This window comes from Vibrio rhodolitus (assembly GCF_003350325.1).
Lineage (GTDB): Bacteria > Pseudomonadota > Gammaproteobacteria > Enterobacterales > Vibrionaceae > Vibrio > Vibrio rhodolitus.
Window position 1 is genome coordinate 429,978 of record NZ_QLYZ01000001.1, and the last position, 17,597, is coordinate 447,574.

Genomic DNA, 17,597 nt, shown 5'->3' on the forward strand with positions numbered 1-17,597 from the left:
GCTTATGAACAAGGTTAAAAAAATTCTATTCGTGCATTACGGCGAGGATTGGATTCGTGGCAGTGAACGTTGCTTGCTGGACCTCATTACCCACCTTGATAGTGAGCGGTTCGAGCCCATCGTCTGGACAAACAACTCGATGCTCATCCCTCACTTAGAGGAGGCGCAAGTCGACTACCACATCGACAACTTCCCAATTCTGCTTGGATGGCACTCACCCAAAGCCGATATCAACAGTTGGGTTAATCTAGTCAACAAAGGCAAAAACCTGATCCAGCTAAACCAAATCGACCTTGTTCATGTCAACAGTGCCGCCCCATGCCAATGGATGTCGCTTGCTGCTCGCATGTGCCAGTGCCCAATGATCACTCATTTGCACAGTGATTATCTTAGCCGTGACCGCGCAACGCTAGGCATTCATCTCTCGCCTTATGTCATTACCGCGAGCAATGCAATCTCACAAAACATTCTAAGAGATGGCTTTCCACAATCACGTATTAAGGTCGTGCATAACGGCATTGATGTCGCAAGGCTAGAAGCTCAACCACAGGTTAACGTGCGTCAACGACTTAAGCTTGATGACAATGCGATTGTCTATTCAACCGTCGGCTCTTTGATTCACCGTAAAGGCGTCGACCGTATTTTGATGGCTTTACGCCATTTATTATTGGAATACCCAGACAGTCACTTGGTAGTGATTGGCGAGGGTGAAGAGAGAGCTAATTTACTGCGCGCTTGTGACAAGCTTCACCTCCAAGGGCACGTTCATTTTGTCGGTGAGCAGCCAAACGTCGTCGGCTGGTTAAAAGGATGTGACGCCTTTGTCAGCGCCGCGCGAGAAGAAGCCTTTGGGTTAGTGGTGACAGAAGCGGCTGTTGCCAATGTCCCGATCATTGCTCCTTTTGAAGGGGGAATTCCAGAAATCGTTCAACATGGTGAAACCGCCCTTCTATTTGCTAACAACGGCTATGCCACCATGCTTGAAATGATGCGCTGCATTCAAAGCCATCGTTCGGAATGCCAAACCATCGCCCAACGGGCGCATGACCATGTGAAACGCAGCTTTACGGTCGAGCGCTACGTGGAAGAAATCGAGCAACTTTACCAACGCATAGAAGAACAAGAGCAAACGAATTTTCCGCCGCTTAGAGACAGCTTAAAGCCTATTTGCACTGCGCTAGCAGATAGAAGCAATAAGGGAGGTCGCTATGGTTCGACAGCACAAGATCATCTTTGATCCTATTCCGTTTAAAGGTGGCTCGAAAATCGCAACCAGTGAAATCCTTGCGCTTTGCGATAAACAATCAACTCGGTTTACGGTAATGACCGTCGATGCTAATTTTTGGCAAGAGAGTGAGCTGGCAAAACAACAAAGTGTGAATATTGTTCGACTTTACTCGCTGCCATGGCTAAGCAGACAAGTACATGGGTTAGCCTTTTGGCTCAACCAAGCTTACTTCGCGATCATGCTCTTACTTTGCTTGATGTTTAGACGTCAAACCCACGGTTTTATCGCCGCCTCAGGTCCTGGTATCGATATGCCAGTTTACTTGGTCAATCTTTTATTCAACAAACCAATCATTCAACTGATACATGGCAATGTCGCCGCTTCAGCTGCCATCGGTTGGTGTTTAACACGCGCGCACAAAGTATTTTACTTACCCTCGACCAAACAGAGTTTAAAGCTTGCTCTCGCCCGCTACCTAGATAAACGCTACCACATTACAGATAACGAATATGTCTCAGAGACATGTCTAAATTCCGACCGCTTTGCGTCATTTGTCAACGGGATCTCCGCTGCGAACTGGCCAACACAAAGCCAAACGAGTGAAGGTAAGTTTTTGTGGGCAGCGTCGTTACTTAAATGGAAAGGTTTGGAGCGTTACATCACCGCAGTGCGACTTGCTCAGCGCCATCATCCAATCAAAAGTAACATTTGCTACATTGAACCTAAAAATATTCAGCTTGGTATTTCTAAAGCTCCAGTTTCATTGCCACTAACCAACTGGTTTCACGACCCTTACAATTTCGATCAATTAAGAAGTGATTGCAGTGTTTTTGTTTCAACCAGTGAAAATGAACCGTTTGGGTTATCAATCCTAGAAGCGCTCGCCGCTGGCATGTGCGTGGTGATTCCTCAAGATGGCAGCTACTGGGATCAAACCTTAGTCCACGGCAAAAACTGCATGAAGTACACCGCCAAAGATGAATCTGCGCTTTACAAAACACTGCTATTTTTGCAGCTCAACCCTAATGAGCGCAGAGCAATGCAAAGACACGCCAGCCACGTTGCCAAGCGCTACTGCGCCGAACACTGTTACCAACACATTGTAGAGAGTGTATCTTGCGCCGCGACGACTTTATCTAACGATAGTTCATCACTGCATAACGTAAAGAAAAGCTTATGAAGCATACCAGTCGCCCATATCACGACATGCTACTTTACGGCAGCGCGTTGCTGCTGCTAAGAGGCGCGTCTTTAATCACTTTGCCGGTAATGACCTACTTTCTTAGCATCGAGCAAATTGGGCAATTGGAGCTTATCTCTGTCACGCAAATTTTCTTTTCGCTGCTTATCGCACTGGCGATGCATGAAAATCTCTATCGCTTTATCGCGACAACTCAAGATGCAAACGAGCAAAAAGCGATGACAAGCCGGCTGTACACCACCAGCCTACTGCTTTCTTGTGGTTTAATCATCATGGTCAGTGGCTTGTTTTGGACGATGAATCTATTTTCAAACGGCGAAGTTAAGCTGCAAAACTTTAGTGATAGCCAATTGGTACTGATGGCAAGTGCAATCGCTATTCAAGGCTCACTAGAAATAAGTCTTGCGTGGTTGAGGCTACAAAATAGAGCACTCATCTTTTTTAAAATCAGCTTGATCTGTACTTGCCTGCAAGTCGGTTTGATTTTAGCTGTGGTCAGCATAATACCCAGCGTCACTGCGGTACTCGCGGTTGGTGTATTCTGCGCATTCGTCCAGATGGGGTTGCTCCACTTCTATAACCGCTTTAGCTGGCAAACCCTTTCTTTGGAGCAGTTGAAGCATTACCTGCGTTATTGCCTTCCGATTATGCTATCAGCGCTGGTTGCATTTGGTTTAAATGGTGGTGAACGTTGGCTTTTAGCACAATCTGGTGATTTAGCCCTGTTAGCGCAATATGCAATCGCAATAAAGTTTGCCCTCGCGATGGGAATTTTATTGCAGCCTTTTCATATGTGGTGGATGCCAAAGCGCTTTGAATATTGGCAAAATCAAGGAGAAACGACCACCAGCTACATCAGCCAATACGGCATCGTCTATGCCTGTGTGTTGGCATTGCTGGTAACGTGGCTAGGCAAGCTGTTCATTCTGCTGTTTCTTCCTAGCCAATACCAACTTGCTAGCGACATTTTGGCGCTCGCTGTGGTTGCTATGCTGTGCAAAGAGCTCGCAGAGATCGTCAATATCGGTATTCTCAAAGCGCAAAAAACCTCTCAGTTATTCTCAATAAACCTGGTCACTACTACGATTGCGATTGGCTGTGTGTGGCTAGTGGTACTCCAATTTCCAAACCTTGCGCTTTGGACGGTATGTAGCGGAGTGGCATTAGCGCAGCTAACACGTTGTTTGGTCATATTAACGTTTAGCCAAAAATCCTGTCCGCTACCTTATCAACTTGGCAAACTTACTTGCTATCTTTTGCTAACCTTTACTTTGATTGCTTCAAGTTGGATGAGCGATACGATCGTAACCTCAATTCTAATTGCCATAATGGAAACTATATTGCTTGTTGCCGCCGCTCACCACCTAGGTTTACTCAAACTGCCATATCAAAATCTGCGTCGTGCGATAGTAAGGTTGAGCTTATGAGATACGCCACGCCGAACTCACACCTTACCGTTATTTTAGTCACCTGTGCGCTGTTAGCGATTGGTTGGTTAACTGTGCCTGACCCTCGCTTTTTGGTGGTACTTTGTTTGCTTCCGTTGGGTGCGTTGTTTGTCGTAAACCAAACGTTTTGGCTGGTAAGCCTATTTGTCGTTTTCTCTTTTTTCAGAATCCACGAAGCGATTCCTTCACTCTATAATCTGCGCATTCCGTTACTGCTGTCATTAGGCTCGCTCGCTGCGCTGGGATGGCATATGCTCATTAGTCAGCAACTCAAACCATTTTGGCATCCCGTGCTCACTTGGATGAGTGCCTTTTGGTTACTTGTGATTGTAGGAATTGTTTTTGCTGCCAATCGAGGCATTGCCATTGAATACTTTAAAAATATCTATTGGAAAATCATGGTGATGTCACTTGCGATCTGCTGGCTAGTGAACACAGTTTCCAGCCTGAAGAAAATTTCCATCCTTATCATGTTTGCTGGGCTTTTGATTGCTGGTGTCGCGATTAGTAATTCCGTCAACGGCATCGGTTTGGTTGAAGGAACGCGCGTAACTATTGGTCGAGACTTTGGCTCTATGCTTGGCGACCCAAACGATCTCTCACTAGTGCTGATGTTTCCACTCGCATTCTCCCTCAGCCTGAGTATGACTAGGTCTCTGGGTTTTGTGCGCGTACTTGGCATAATCTGTTCAATAGCCGCACTTATCGCCGTTATCGCAACACAAAGTCGCGGCGGGTTATTAGGCTGTGTCGCCGTACTCGGTATGTTAGGGCTAAAACACATCCGCTCAAAAGCCTTGTTGATCAGCATCGGTGTGGTCGCCGCTTTGGCTCTGTTTGCCGTCGCGGGAATCTCTGACCGACAATCAGGCGGTGCAGCCGAAGAAGGCTTGGACGCCTCTGCTATGGGTAGACTCTACGCCTGGGAAGCGGCGTTTAAGATGGCTCTTGAGCGTCCAATCAGCGGCGTGGGCTTAGATAACTTTTACGTTAACTACTTCTACTATAGCCCTCATTGGGACGGACTCAATCACGCCGTTCACAGCACCTGGTTTGGAGTCCTTGCGGAAACTGGCTTTCTCGGTTTGATAATTTTTATTGGCTTTATCGTTTGCTTATTGAAAACCTGCCGTAAGAGCATTGCACTGATTGACGCTACACCAGAAGCTTTCTCGCCTTATATTCATGCCACCACCTACGCCGTATTTTCTGGAATCGTCGGCACCATAGTATCCGGAACTTTCCTAACTCAAGGATTCAATTGGCCAATCTACATCCTTGCAGCGCTGACTGTTGCTTGTCATCGAGTGATTCAAAGTGATTCTCAAAACAAGAATCACGCTAGGAAACCATTTCAAGAAAACTCAAGCATCTGATTTTTAAAGATAAATAATATGGCACGCAATATGAAACAGTAAGACTGATTAAAACTTTCAACATCGAATGTTGAAGAGAGGTCTTATGTCAGTTGCTACTTTCAAAGTTTGGTTACAAAACCATCCTAATCCCAAATATCGTCGTTTATTCCATTGGCTCAAACGATTAAGAGCACAGGAAATTCCAACTCCGCGATTGTTTAATCTATTAATGCACCACAGCTACCAGCTTGTTCAAACGACGCTGACGACGTTACTGCGTCTGTTGATCCACACGCCAGCGTTCAAAGGACGCCTGAGCCAGTGTGGTAAACGACTGTATCTATATGGTGGTGTGCCTTTTGTGGCGGGTCCTTTGACCATCTCAATTGGGGATGATTGCCGCATCTCAGGTCAAACGACCTTTACAGGGCGAAGCCAATCCTCTTCACCGCGTTTAACCATTGGTCGCAATGTAGATATTGGTTGGCAAAACACGCTCGCGATTGGCAATCAAATCATCATCGAAGATAACGTACGTCTCGCCGGAGGTGTGTTTCTTTTTGGCTACTCAGGACACTCGTTAGACGCTACTGCCCGCGCTCAAGGCGCGCCGGATCTTGATCAAGATGTCGGCGATATACATATCAAGCAAGACGCTTGGCTCGGAACCAACGTTACTGTGTGCCCAAATGTAACCATAGGACGCGGAACCATCGTTGGCACGGGTAGTGTCGTGATTCATGATCTGCCCGACTTTGTCGTTGCAGTTGGCAACCCTGCGCGAGTCGTGCGCCATCTAAAGGAGTCTTAACATGCGTGATATGATCGTTTTTGGCGAAGACTTCGGTGGTCTTCCTTCAAGTACTCAGCACTTAATTAAAAATTTGCCTAATATGGGTAAAATCATCTGGGTCAATTCTATTGGGCTGCGCCAACCTCGTTTGAGCAAACACGATGTTGCTAGGGCATTTAGCAAGTTGTTTTCAAGCAACATCGCGCAGCCTCATTTGTCTAACATTCGCAAACGTGGCGAGAAAACCTGTTCAATTGAGGTCGTCAATTTACGCACAATCCCAGCACCTAGCAGCAAGTTAAGCCGCAAACTAGCGCGTAACTTGATGCTCAAGCAACTCAAACCAATTCTGCATAAACATCGCGTAGAATCGCCTATCCTTTGGAGTTCACTGCCGACTGCGGCAGATCTGTGTGGGCACTTAGACGAAAGCGCAGTTGTCTATTACTGTGGCGATGATTTTTCTGCTCTTGCAGGCGTCGACCACGACACGGTTCGAGATCACGAAGCAAAGTTGGTCGACAAGGCGAATGTCGTGTTTGCTGCCAGCGAAAAAATTGCAGAAATGTTCCCAAGATGCAAAACCATGTTATTGCCTCATGGCGTTGACGTTGATCTCTTCGCCACCCCAACGATACGCGCCAAAGACTTACCTAGCCGCTCAAAACCTATCGCAGGATTTTATGGCAGCTTGTCTAATTGGTTGGATTACGACTTAATTAACTATGTTTGTGCCAAGATGCCACATTGGGACTTTGTTTTTATCGGACCAAACGAGCTTAACTATAATCCGCTACCCAAGCGTGACAATGTCTTCTATCTCGGACCTAGACCTCATCACCAACTGGCCAGTTATAGCCAACACTGGCAGGCAAGCCTGTTGCCATTTAAGTTCAATCGTCAAATTGAAGCGTGTAACCCATTAAAATTGCGAGAATATTTAGCTGCGGGAGCATCGGTCATCGCCACTCCTTTTCCGGCACTTACGCCCTACAGTCGCTATATCAAGGTGGTGCAAGACGGCGAGCAAATGTGCTCGGCACTCGATTTACCGCAAACACAGCAGCGTTTACCGAGCGGCATTGTTGATAACGAAAGCTGGCGATCACGTAGTGAATGGGTTCGCCAGATCATGGAGTTATTATGAATAGCCTGCCGATGCGTCTAATTCAGCTTCTCAATGCAGCATGGCGACAACGTTATGCCATTGTGCTACCTGCATTGATCTTTCCTTTTGTGGGAATCTTAGTCGCAAAAATGGCACCGACCGTCTACGTTTCACACACCAGTATGTTGGTGCAAGAAACCGCAAAAATGAATCCATTTTTGGAAGATATTGCAGTTTCAACCATGCTCAAAGAGCGCCTCAACGATCTGACTACCTTGTTGAAGAGTCGGCATATCTTACATTCAGTCGCCAAAGAGCAAGGGTTAATTAGCGAACAAATGTCAGGTAAAGAGCAAGAGTGGGTAATAAACCAACTTTCTCAAAACTTATCAGTCAGTCAACAAGGCAAAGACTTTCTAAAAATCGAACTGCGTGCTCCCCGAGCTGAAGGGCTCGAAGCACTGCTCACCTCAATTAGCGAACACTTTATCGAGCAGCTTTTGGCACCAGAGCGCTCGTCAATAAAAGACTCAAGTGAGTTTCTCAATATCCACATCAACAAACGCAGACTAGAACTGGAGCAAGCAGAAAACGCGTTAGCAGATTTTCGTAACAAGCATCTTGCGGTCACTCCGGAAATGCAGCGCCAAAGTTTGACGCAGCTAGCGATGCTCAAACAAACTCTCGCAGAGAAAGAAGCGGAACTCGCTGGGGTCGAGAAAAGTCTTGGTTCCCTTGATCAACAGCTATCAAAAACCAACCCTGTGATTGGCAAAATCGAAGATCAAATTATTGAAATTCGCAGTCAGTTAACCCTGTTGCAAGCCAAGTACACCGACAACCACAGTGCCGTTCAGGCGAAAAAGCGCGAATTAAATCGACTTGAAAATGAACGTAATCTACTTCTTGATGTTGAGCAACCTAATATCGGCAGCGACCAACTATGGGATATTGCCAGCACCAGCAGTTTTTCTGACCTTAACCAAGTGCAGCCGCTGCTAGTTACACAATTACATAGCTTACAGCTGGTGAGAAGCCGCTACGAATCGTTAAGCGAAGAGACCAAAAGCTTACGCGGTATGATTGAACAGATAGAGCAGGACGCACAGAGTTTTGGTAATACCGCTAAAACCATGCGCCGTTTAGAACGCGATGCAAAACTCAAGCGCCAACTTTATGATGAGTTGTTACAACGTTACGAAATGGCGCAGCTAACAGGCTCTCTCGGTGTCTTTGAACAGAATAAGCGAGTCAAAATCATTGACTTACCCTATACACCAAATACGCCATCAAACCTCCCTACCATGATCTATGTGCTTGCAGGATTAGTTGGCGGCTTAGGGCTTGGCGTTGGTCTTGCCATTATCTTTGAACTCAGTAACTCAGCGGTACGCACCGCAGATCAAATAGCTCGTTCAACAGGGTATCAAGTGATCACTGCAATCCCATGCATTTCAAACCGATTCTCAAAATAAAAAAAGACTCCAGAAACCAATAAACAACCAACAAAACATTGATTTTAAATAATAATTTTTTTGGCACCATAAATGCAATTCTGCTTTAAACAGGAGAATTCTATGCAGCAAAATAATCAAATTCTACATGATGCTTCTTCATCATCGCATTTCGACGAGTTTGGCGCGAATCAGCAAGCAAAGCACAAAAAGCTGACCATTCATGTGGTGCAGCATCTTGCACCAGGTGGCATTGAATCTTTGGTTTTGGAAATGCTCGAAAAAGCGACCGATGACCAGCCAAGTATGGTTATTAGCCTTGAAGGGCAAAGACTACCAGCACTACAGCACTGGGACAGATTAAGCAAGTACAGCCATCAACTGTTGTTTCTCAACAAAGCACAAGGCGTCACGCCGGGCTTGGTTAGCCAACTAAAGCGACTGTTTTCGATTTTAAAACCAGCCGTTGTCCATACTCATCATATTGGTCCCTTACTTTATGCAGGAAGCGCTGCACGCCTTGCAAAGGTCGATACCATTATCCACACCGAACATGATGGTTGGCATCTCGATAACAACAAGCGCGCAAACATTCAAAACATTGCGCTTAACCTTGTTAAACCAAGGCTTGTGGCAGATGCAGACTTTGTCGCTAAGCAGCTCGTTAGTCGATTCGATTATGCAGATCTCACTGTTATCAAAAATGGTATTGATTGCCAACGCTTCAAACCCGCATCCAAGACTCTTGCTAGACAAATACTTAAGCTACCTGCGGACGCCACCCTCATTGGCTGCGCGGGTCGTCTCGAGTTCGTCAAAGGACAGGATGTCCTTATTAATGCTTTGGCTGCATTAAACGACAATATTCACCTCGCCTTTGCTGGCGTCGGTAGCCAACTAACAGAGCTGCAAGAACTGGCGCACAATCTTGGTGTTGAAAAACGCGTTCACTGGCTTGGCTTAGTTGAGGATATGCCACGCTTTTATCAATCGCTCGACCTGTTTTGTCTACCATCACGAAACGAGGGCTTTCCGCTGTCTACTTTGGAAGCGCAGGCTTGTAACGTCACCACCATCGCTACGGACGTTGGCGCAACCTCTGAAACACTGTGCCCGCACAGCAGCCTTCTTGTTCCTGCGGAAAATCCGCAAGCTCTGGCAAATGCGATTCATACACTGACATCCTTACCTAACTATCCTCAGCCTCGACAATTTGTTCTTACTCATAACGAGCTAGATTGCATGATCACTCGTTACCGTCAATTGGCAGAGAAAGGAGAATGAGTATGCTAGAACCAATATTGGTCTCGATGTTTTGTGTCTCGGCTGCGCTGATCATCTATCATCATTTGGGCTATCCCTTACTGCTTAAGTTCGCATCGAATAAAACAAGTAAGATGGTAGACAGACAGGCAAACCGCGCCTATCAAGCCAACTCTGATGATAAGCTTCGACCATCGGTCACCATTGTGGTACCTGCGTACAATGAACAGAATTGGATAGCGCAGAAAATTCGTAACCTTGCCTGCATCGACTACCCGAAAAACAAGTTTAAAGTCATCATTGCTTGCGACGGTTGCGCCGACGACACAGCCGAAATTGCAGAAGCAACAATACAAGAAGCAATCTGTTGTGAAACCCACTTTGAGATCATCAAATTTGACAGTAACAGAGGCAAAGTTGCGCTTATCAACCACATCATGACAACCCTTGATAGTGACATCACCGCACTTAGCGACGTTTCCGCACTTATTTCGATTGACGCGCTATTGCTGGCAGAGCAACGCTTTAGCGACCCAAAAGTAGGCGTAGTAAATAGCCAATATCATATTCTCAATACCAACAACCAAGGTGAGCGTGATTACTGGCGTTACCAAACCATGCTACAACAAGGCGAAGCCAACATCGGCGCTAACATCGGTGCTCATGGCGCGCTCTATTTCTTTCGCACCCACCTATTTAAGCCGCTAGCAAGTAATGTCATTAATGATGATTTTGTTTTGCCAATGCAAATTATCAAGCGCGGACACACAGCGGTCTACGAGCCTAAGGTTATTGCCCTTGAGCTTGAGTCATCGAATCAACGAGCTGACTTTAAACGTCGTATTCGAATTTCCGCCGGCAATATGCAGCAAATCGTGATACTCGCAAAACTATTGTTGCCACGTTATCGCGCTGTCGCTTTCGCTTTTATGTCAGGCAAAACACTCAGACTTTTAACCCCTTATTTAATGCTTATCTGTTTGTTCACGTCACTTGCGCTAATGTCTAACCCAATTTTTCAGGCTTTAGCGCTCGGTCAAATTATGTTTTACGCCATTGCATTAGCCGGAATGATTGCACCTTCTACGCTCAATCAGCGCTTGGTTCGCGTCATTAGTTACTTTGTTTTAGGACACTTTGCCAACTTATATGGCGGTCTGAGATATTTATTTGGATTAGAAAATGGGCGCTGGGAACGCGTTTAAGGAGAATCACCATGCCACACATTATTGCTAACTACCCTATTTGGTTCGCAAAACGCTTGTTTGACCTGTTCGGTGCTTGCTTTGCCTTGCTGCTTTTCTTGCCGGTGTTCCCTTTGATTGCACTAGCCATCAAATTAACCTCGAAAGGTCCAGTCTTCTATAAACAGCAGCGAGTGGGCAAATCGACACCTCAACATATGGAATTCTTCGATATCATTAAGTTTCGCACTATGTATCAAGACGCAGAAAGTCGCTCTGGTGCTGTCTGGGCGAGTAAAAATGACCCGAGAATTACGCCTGTCGGTCGCTTTTTACGAAAAACGCGTTTAGATGAACTGCCGCAGCTGTTTAACGTTTTAAAGGGTGAGATGTCGCTGATTGGTCCTCGACCTGAGCGCCCTTCTTTTTATAACAAGCTAGAGTATGAAATCCCATATTTTGCCGACAGAACCTATGGCGTGATGCCAGGTATTACAGGGCTGGCGCAAGTAAACCAAGGCTATGACACTTGCATCGACGACGTGCGCAAGAAAGTCGGTTTTGACCACTGTTACGCACTCTCTCTTCGCTCGACTAAATCTTGGCTCATGATGGATTTCAACATCATCGCGCAAACTGTGGTCGTGATGTTTAATGGTCGAGGTCAATAGCAGCGATTCCCAAAGCAAAAGCCCGCTAGATGCGGGCTTTCAAATTGGCTGAATGACAGCGAAGCAGGATATTGACTGGCTTAGCGTTTCAGTTTTACATACACCATAATCATGGCGAAGAGTAACGTCACAAAGATAGATGGCACTACCCAGCTAACCAATACAATTTGAGCTACATTGATTGCCCAATCAGAGCTAAAGACTATGTCCATTCATTTTCCAGTTCACTGTTTATCTAATAGAATTAAATACCACTGAACTTGAGTTCTAACAACTAAAATATTTGGTTTTGGTTACCAAACACTTAAAAACAAGCAATCTTCAACACTACTTAAGCAGGCACAACTAGCGACTAACCAAGCACTTGATTGTTTTTCTGATGAAATTCATTCTTGAGCACAGTGCGCCCTTTGACTACAATGACGCACTTTTTAAAGACACTAGGTCAAAAACATGAACGATACAACAGCTAGACCAGAGCTACCAGATCACCTATCAGGCAACCCACGTAGCCCATTCTTCGTGGCTGAATGTTTTGAACACCAAATCGGTATTCGTTTCAACGGTAAAGAGCGTACTGATGTTGAAGAGTACTGCGTTAGCGAAGGCTGGATCAAAATTGCATCGCCTAAAGCACTAGACCGCCGTGGTCAACCAATGCTGATCACTCTAAAAGGCACGGTTGAAGCGTACTACGTTGAAGCTTAGCGATAGACCAAATTGAAAAGCTCGGCTTTTACGCCGAGCTTTTTTACGTCCATACCTTTTTACATCCATAACTTGATGACTAATAAATTTACCACTAGTAAGTCGAGAAAAGTCCGGCGTTATAATCCTGAATCGCTTGCTCTATCTCTTCAATGCTGTTCATAACAAACGGACCATAATGTACCACCGGCTCATTAATGGGTTGCCCTGACAAAATCAGCAGTCCAGTCTCTTTCTGTGCGGTAAGTTTTGTTTCTTCGCCTTGTGACATAAGTGCAACTTGCCCTTGGCTTACCCGCTTACCTTGAACTTCTACCTCGCCACGATAGACATAGATCAGCTGGTTAAACTCGCGTGGCAGACTAATCGTCACACTGTCACCTATTTGCGCTCGCCAATCGGCAACACTGGTTGCAACGCCCGTCGCCATTAGTGGTCCTTCAAGTGCTTGCTCGTTCGCCAGCAGCTTTCCAGAAATGACGCGAAGCAAACCACTATTTTCACTTTCCAGCTCAGTTATGGTCTCGGGTTGGTAATCTTGATATTTCGCTGGCTTCATCTTGTCGCGCGCAGGTTGGTTAATCCAAATCTGAAAGCCATGCAATTGCCCATCATCCATCATTGGCATTTCACTATGAATTACGCCTCGACCGGCTGCCATCCACTGCGCGCCGCCACTACGAAGTTCACCAACATTACCCATATGATCTTTGTGTTGAAAATGCCCTTGCATCATATAAGTGAGCGTTTCAATACCGCGATGTGGATGAGGAGGAAAGCCACCAACATAGTCCGCTTTTTCATCAGACTTCAGCTCGTCAATCATAAGAAAAGGTGAAAATGCCTTATGGTTAAAACCAGCCACGCGGCGAATCTTAACGCCATCACCATCGGATGTTGCTCTTGATTCCATGACTTGAGCGACTGTGCGCTGTTGCAATAATGTCTTTTGTTGGTTCATATCAACACTCCTTTTTCTTTACTATGGGTATAGTCTAAAAGGAATATCGACAAACAAACCGAGCGCAAACTGACCTACTCATTCAATATTTTCGAACAAGAGTTTTGAGCACATTCGATATGAGAGGCTTGAAGCAAGATCTTTTACGTTCTGCCTTTCATAGTCATTTGCCAGTATAGGTTTTGATATCCAAATACTTTCCAGAGTTCACCCGCGGTCCTTGCGTTGTATGTAATGAATAACAGCACCAAATAGATTGGCGTCATTGCCAAACTTTGACACCGTTACATTGCGCATAATATGACAAAACGGCAATGATGATTGGTACTGCTCTAGATGAGTGTTGATTAGCGGCAGGAGCGCTGGTTGCTGACTTATTCCGCCTCCCAACACAATCACCTCTGGATCAAGGGTGTACTGCAAGTTAAATAGCGCCGTTGCTAAATAGCCCGCCCAGCGCTCGACGGTCTCGACCACAGTCACTTGACCTGCATGATATAAATCAAACACCTTAAGCCCATCTAATTGATGCTTAGGCATGTTTAGCGCACTTGTGACTTGCTTGACCAAACCTCTAGTAGAGGCAAGCTCTGACACAATCAAAGGCTTTCCATTCTCAAAGCCTAAAATCGCGTAACCAAATTCCCCAGCATATAGATTGTGTCCTTTGATTAGCTGACCATCACTAATCACCGCACCACCAATTCCCGAACCTATAACGACAAGGCAGAGATCCTGTGTTTGTTGATTGTCACCTAAATGCTGCTCACATAACGCCGCGCAACAGGCATCATTTTCAATTTCGACGGGCAACTGATAGCGACGCTCAAAAACCTGTTTAACATTTTGATCTAAGATGTAGCGCAGCAAACTACTACCAAAGACCTCACCGCTCTCTACATCAACCGCAGCACATACACTAATGGCAATGCCTTCAATCATGTGTCGACGGCTAAGAGCGCTGAAAACGGGATCAAAAAGTGAGAACCACTGGCATAAGTTGCTCGCTTGACTGTTTAAAGAAAATTTCTCGATTATGTTAAGTTTTGATGGATAACAAGAGGCATCAATAATCGCCCCTTTGACGGCACTTCCACCAAAATCCAAAACCAAATACATGCTTACAACCTGTGGCGTTCGGGCAAATTCTGCTTTTAACTCTGCGTGATGAGCGAGACAGTTTCAAGCCGTTATGACGCTTATGCACTTTCTTACATTTGAGAATCGAGTTATCGCTCATGCATTTTGAACTGCGGGCGGAATATCAATTGGTCGGATGAGCATATTAATCAATATGTAATAAGCGACTGCTTTTATTAGCATTTCACATATAGAAGCAATAAATCAAAAATACCCGTGATGAATGTAACGTTATTGCTAATAGGATGTAGCACACCGTTCACCAATGTGAAATTGTTATATCTCACTTATCATTTTTGCGACTTGCTTAATACACACATCTCCATTGGGGAGAATTCGAGTGTTCAAAAGGAGTGAACATTTGTCATGAACGCGCTGACGGATCGGAAGCTGCTCAATATAATAAGAACCTTACCATTCTTTTTAATCGCTATTTTTGTTGGTTTGCTTTTAATGGTGGTTATTAGCGATAGCCATAAACGCGCTGCGCAACTCGAGCAAAACCTGGTTGCAACCAATTTAGAGCGACAAAAAGAGATCATGGCTCAACGGGTTAAGAGTGCCTATAACCAGATAAGCTACGAGCGTCGCCAAACCATTGACCAGCTCAAATCACTCGTTAAATACCAAGTGGACAGCGTTCATCAAGTCGCGACCGCTATCTATAATGCCAACCAAGATAAGCCGGAAGAAGAAGTTAAAAAGCTGATTGCCGAAGCGCTGCGTAACATTCGCTATAACGACGGTCGCGGCTATTTCTTTATCTATTCTATGGATGGCACAAGCATCATGCATGCGACGCGCCCGCAGCATGAGGGTGCACACGCTCTACTGATGACAGACTCACGCGGTGTGCAGTTCTTAAAAGAATACATCGAGATGCTCGAGCGCTCGGAAGATGGCTCCGCCTACCATCGTTGGTGGTTTCAAAAGCCCGATAGCAAAGCTGAATTTGAGAAAATTGGCTACGGACGCTACTTCGAACCTTACGATTGGATGATTGGCTCTGGCGAGTATGTCGAAAATATCGAACGAGCTATTCAGCGTAATATCCTCGCCTGGATTTCAAATTATCGTTATGGTGAAAACGGCTACCTATTCGTACTCGATACCAATGGCGAAGTCTTGGCACATAAAGACTCTGTATTTATTGGATCAAACTTTAAAAGCATTGCAGAAGCGGCATCGACCCATTTAGAAAAAGAAAATCAAAACGCTGGCTATGTCACCTACCAGTCCCCTTATCACCCTAACGGATTAGAAAAACCAGAAAAAGTTAGCTACATCAAATTCGATGAAGAATGGGGATGGATGATTGGCTCTGGAGTTTATATTGAAGATATTCAGCGCAGTATCGCCCCTCAAATCGCTAAGCTTCGTGATCAACACCAATCTGAACTCTACAAAGTGCTTATTTTGTGCGGCGCATTGGCGTTTATTTTGACCTGCATGTCTATTTTGCTGAGTAATTATCTAGAGCGACGTTTTAACCGCTTCCAAGATCGGATTGAAGAGGACTTTTCTCAGCTAGAAAAACGTAAAGAGCAACTGCGCTACTTAGCTCAGCATGATCCACTTACTGAGCTGCCAAACCGCTTGTTACTTGAAGAAGAAGCCAAGAAAGGCATTTATCGCAGTAAAAAGTACGATAAACTACTTGCGGTGCTGTTTGTTGACCTCGACAAATTTAAACGTATTAATGACAAATACGGTCATGAGGTTGGCGACGACCTATTGGTTCAAGTCGCGAAGCGCTTTTTGCGTCTTGTCGGTGATAAAGGCACCGTCGCCCGCTTCGGCGGTGATGAATTTGTTTTCTGTCTACCAATGCTAGACGACGAATCCCAAGCTAAACAAATAGTTAATAGTGTTCAAGCGTGTCTATCTGAACCATTTCATGCAAGAGGCGTAAGTGTCGAGCTGACCTCTTCTATCGGCGTGGCGCTTTACCCCACCGATGGCGATAGCCCGCGCAGCTTGGTCTCCAAGGCAGATATCGTACTCTCTCGCTCTAAAAAGCAAGGCAAAGGAAAAATAACCTTCTTTGATCAGAAGATCAGCGAAGAGCTACAAAACAACTTCTTGCTGGAAGATGAATTTAAATCCGCGTTAGAGCGCGGAGAGTTGGATGTTCATTATCAACCACAAATTGATTCACTAACTGGTGAGTTAAAAGGTATTGAGGCACTCAGCCGCTGGATAAGCCCAACGCTTGGTTTTGTTTCCCCTATCGTGTTTATCGATATTGCAGAAAAGAACAATTCCATCATCGAGCTTGGTGGCTACGTATTAGATCGCGCCTGTAAAGAGTCCAAGCAATTAAACCAGCAGCTTGAAAAACCTATAACGGTGTCTATCAATATTTCTCCCAAACAACTGGTGCATCCAGATTTTGCTCAGTTAGTTATCGATACTGCGGACAAACATAAAATGCCCGCACATCTCGTGATTCTTGAACTGACAGAGAATGTGTTTATTGAAGACTTAAAAGCGATTCAGCCTACATTAGAGAAGCTTCATCGCCTTGGTTTTGGTATCTCACTTGATGATTTTGGTACCGGTTTTTCATCGCTGAGTTATTTAAACTCAATGCCAATCAGTGAAATCAAAATCGATCGTTCATTCATCACGAATATGCTGACCAGTCAATCGAGCCTCAATATCGTCAAAACCATTGTGGCTATCGCTCGCTCCAACGATCTTCATGTTGTTGCTGAAGGCGTTGAAGAGCGTAGCCAAGAAGAGCTTTTGCAAAAATTGGGCTGTTTTACGATTCAGGGTTATCTCTATTCTAAACCCGTTCCAATGGAACAACTGATGTCAGAGGCAGTGGTGGAAACTGTATAGTTACTTATACCCCCAACAGCGTTTCCTATCGAGCCAGTCGCCATCGACGACTGGCTTCTTTTTATCTATCAAAAATATCCGATTGAAATCACGTTAGCCACATACCCATATCAGGAAAACTATCAAAGAGTCGCGTATAAAACTGGTGTTAATTATATTTATTACATTTGCAGTACAATTTGATTAACAAATATGTGAACCGCGCTAACAATTGCTATTGACCCTATTTCATA

General features: G+C 45.1%; 15 protein-coding genes. 12 read left to right on the plus strand and 3 right to left on the minus strand.

Annotation, left to right across the window (positions count from 1 at the left end; all coding sequences use genetic code 11):
• Nucleotides 1–4 precede the first annotated feature (4 nt).
• The 10 genes from DPF93_RS01915 (at nt 5) to DPF93_RS01960 (ending at nt 11,708) form a co-directional block, all read left to right on the plus strand.
• Complete coding sequence (locus DPF93_RS01915; RefSeq protein WP_114764517.1) at nt 5–1,237, plus strand: glycosyltransferase; 1,233 nt, start codon at nt 5–7, stop codon at nt 1,235–1,237.
• Nucleotides 1,209–2,408 (plus strand): glycosyltransferase family 4 protein, encoded by a 1,200-nt coding sequence (locus DPF93_RS01920; protein WP_114764518.1) that lies wholly within the window; start codon nt 1,209–1,211, stop codon nt 2,406–2,408. The genes DPF93_RS01915 and DPF93_RS01920 overlap by 29 nt, the downstream gene beginning before the upstream one ends.
• Nucleotides 2,405–3,856, plus strand: coding sequence for a lipopolysaccharide biosynthesis protein (locus DPF93_RS01925; protein ID WP_208638744.1), 1,452 nt, complete (start codon nt 2,405–2,407; stop codon nt 3,854–3,856). The genes DPF93_RS01920 and DPF93_RS01925 overlap by 4 nt, the downstream gene beginning before the upstream one ends.
• Nucleotides 3,853–5,253, plus strand: coding sequence for an O-antigen ligase family protein (locus DPF93_RS01930; RefSeq protein ID WP_114764519.1), 1,401 nt, complete (start codon nt 3,853–3,855; stop codon nt 5,251–5,253). Before DPF93_RS01925 ends, DPF93_RS01930 begins: the two co-directional genes overlap by 4 nt.
• An 85-nt stretch (nt 5,254–5,338) precedes the next feature.
• On the plus strand, nt 5,339–6,046 hold the full coding sequence (locus DPF93_RS01935; protein ID WP_114764520.1) for an acyltransferase: 708 nt from the start codon (nt 5,339–5,341) through the stop codon (nt 6,044–6,046).
• A gap of 1 nt (nt 6,047) precedes the next feature.
• Nucleotides 6,048–7,175, plus strand: coding sequence for a glycosyltransferase family protein (locus DPF93_RS01940; protein WP_114764521.1), 1,128 nt, complete (start codon nt 6,048–6,050; stop codon nt 7,173–7,175).
• On the plus strand, nt 7,172–8,611 hold the full coding sequence (locus tag DPF93_RS01945; RefSeq protein WP_114764522.1) for a GumC family protein: 1,440 nt from the start codon (nt 7,172–7,174) through the stop codon (nt 8,609–8,611). The genes DPF93_RS01940 and DPF93_RS01945 overlap by 4 nt, the downstream gene beginning before the upstream one ends.
• Before the next feature lie 102 nt (nt 8,612–8,713).
• The gene (locus DPF93_RS01950) at nt 8,714–9,874 is read left to right on the plus strand and encodes a glycosyltransferase (protein ID WP_114764523.1); all 1,161 of its coding nucleotides are present in this window, start codon (nt 8,714–8,716) and stop codon (nt 9,872–9,874) included.
• A gap of 2 nt (nt 9,875–9,876) precedes the next feature.
• Nucleotides 9,877–11,058: a glycosyltransferase family 2 protein gene (locus DPF93_RS01955; RefSeq protein ID WP_114764524.1), complete on the plus strand. Its 1,182-nt coding sequence runs from the start codon at nt 9,877–9,879 to the stop codon at nt 11,056–11,058.
• A gap of 11 nt (nt 11,059–11,069) precedes the next feature.
• Complete coding sequence (locus tag DPF93_RS01960) at nt 11,070–11,708, plus strand: sugar transferase (RefSeq protein ID WP_114764525.1); 639 nt, start codon at nt 11,070–11,072, stop codon at nt 11,706–11,708.
• An 80-nt stretch (nt 11,709–11,788) separates the two neighbouring features.
• On the opposite strand, the gene DPF93_RS21500 is transcribed toward DPF93_RS01960, so the two are convergent.
• The gene (locus DPF93_RS21500; RefSeq protein WP_279628038.1) at nt 11,789–11,920 is read right to left on the minus strand and encodes a hypothetical protein; all 132 of its coding nucleotides are present in this window, start codon (nt 11,918–11,920) and stop codon (nt 11,789–11,791) included.
• 241 nt (nt 11,921–12,161) lie between these two features.
• Here DPF93_RS21500 and DPF93_RS01965 point away from each other — a divergent pair, with 241 nt between their 5' ends.
• Complete coding sequence (locus DPF93_RS01965; protein ID WP_114764526.1) at nt 12,162–12,416, plus strand: DUF3297 family protein; 255 nt, start codon at nt 12,162–12,164, stop codon at nt 12,414–12,416.
• A gap of 94 nt (nt 12,417–12,510) precedes the next feature.
• Here DPF93_RS01965 and DPF93_RS01970 read toward each other — a convergent pair whose 3' ends face one another.
• Together DPF93_RS01970 and DPF93_RS01975 are read right to left on the minus strand one after the other, a co-directional pair.
• Nucleotides 12,511–13,377, minus strand: a complete 867-nt coding sequence (locus tag DPF93_RS01970) for a pirin family protein (protein WP_114764527.1) — start codon at nt 13,375–13,377, stop codon at nt 12,511–12,513.
• A gap of 207 nt (nt 13,378–13,584) precedes the next feature.
• Nucleotides 13,585–14,496 carry an ROK family protein gene (locus DPF93_RS01975; RefSeq protein ID WP_114764528.1) on the minus strand — a complete coding sequence of 304 codons (912 nt, stop codon included), beginning with the start codon at nt 14,494–14,496 and terminating at the stop codon, nt 13,585–13,587.
• A gap of 474 nt (nt 14,497–14,970) precedes the next feature.
• Here DPF93_RS01975 and DPF93_RS01980 point away from each other — a divergent pair, with 474 nt between their 5' ends.
• The gene (locus DPF93_RS01980; RefSeq protein WP_164675283.1) at nt 14,971–17,364 is read left to right on the plus strand and encodes a bifunctional diguanylate cyclase/phosphodiesterase; all 2,394 of its coding nucleotides are present in this window, start codon (nt 14,971–14,973) and stop codon (nt 17,362–17,364) included.
• Nucleotides 17,365–17,597 lie beyond the last annotated feature (233 nt).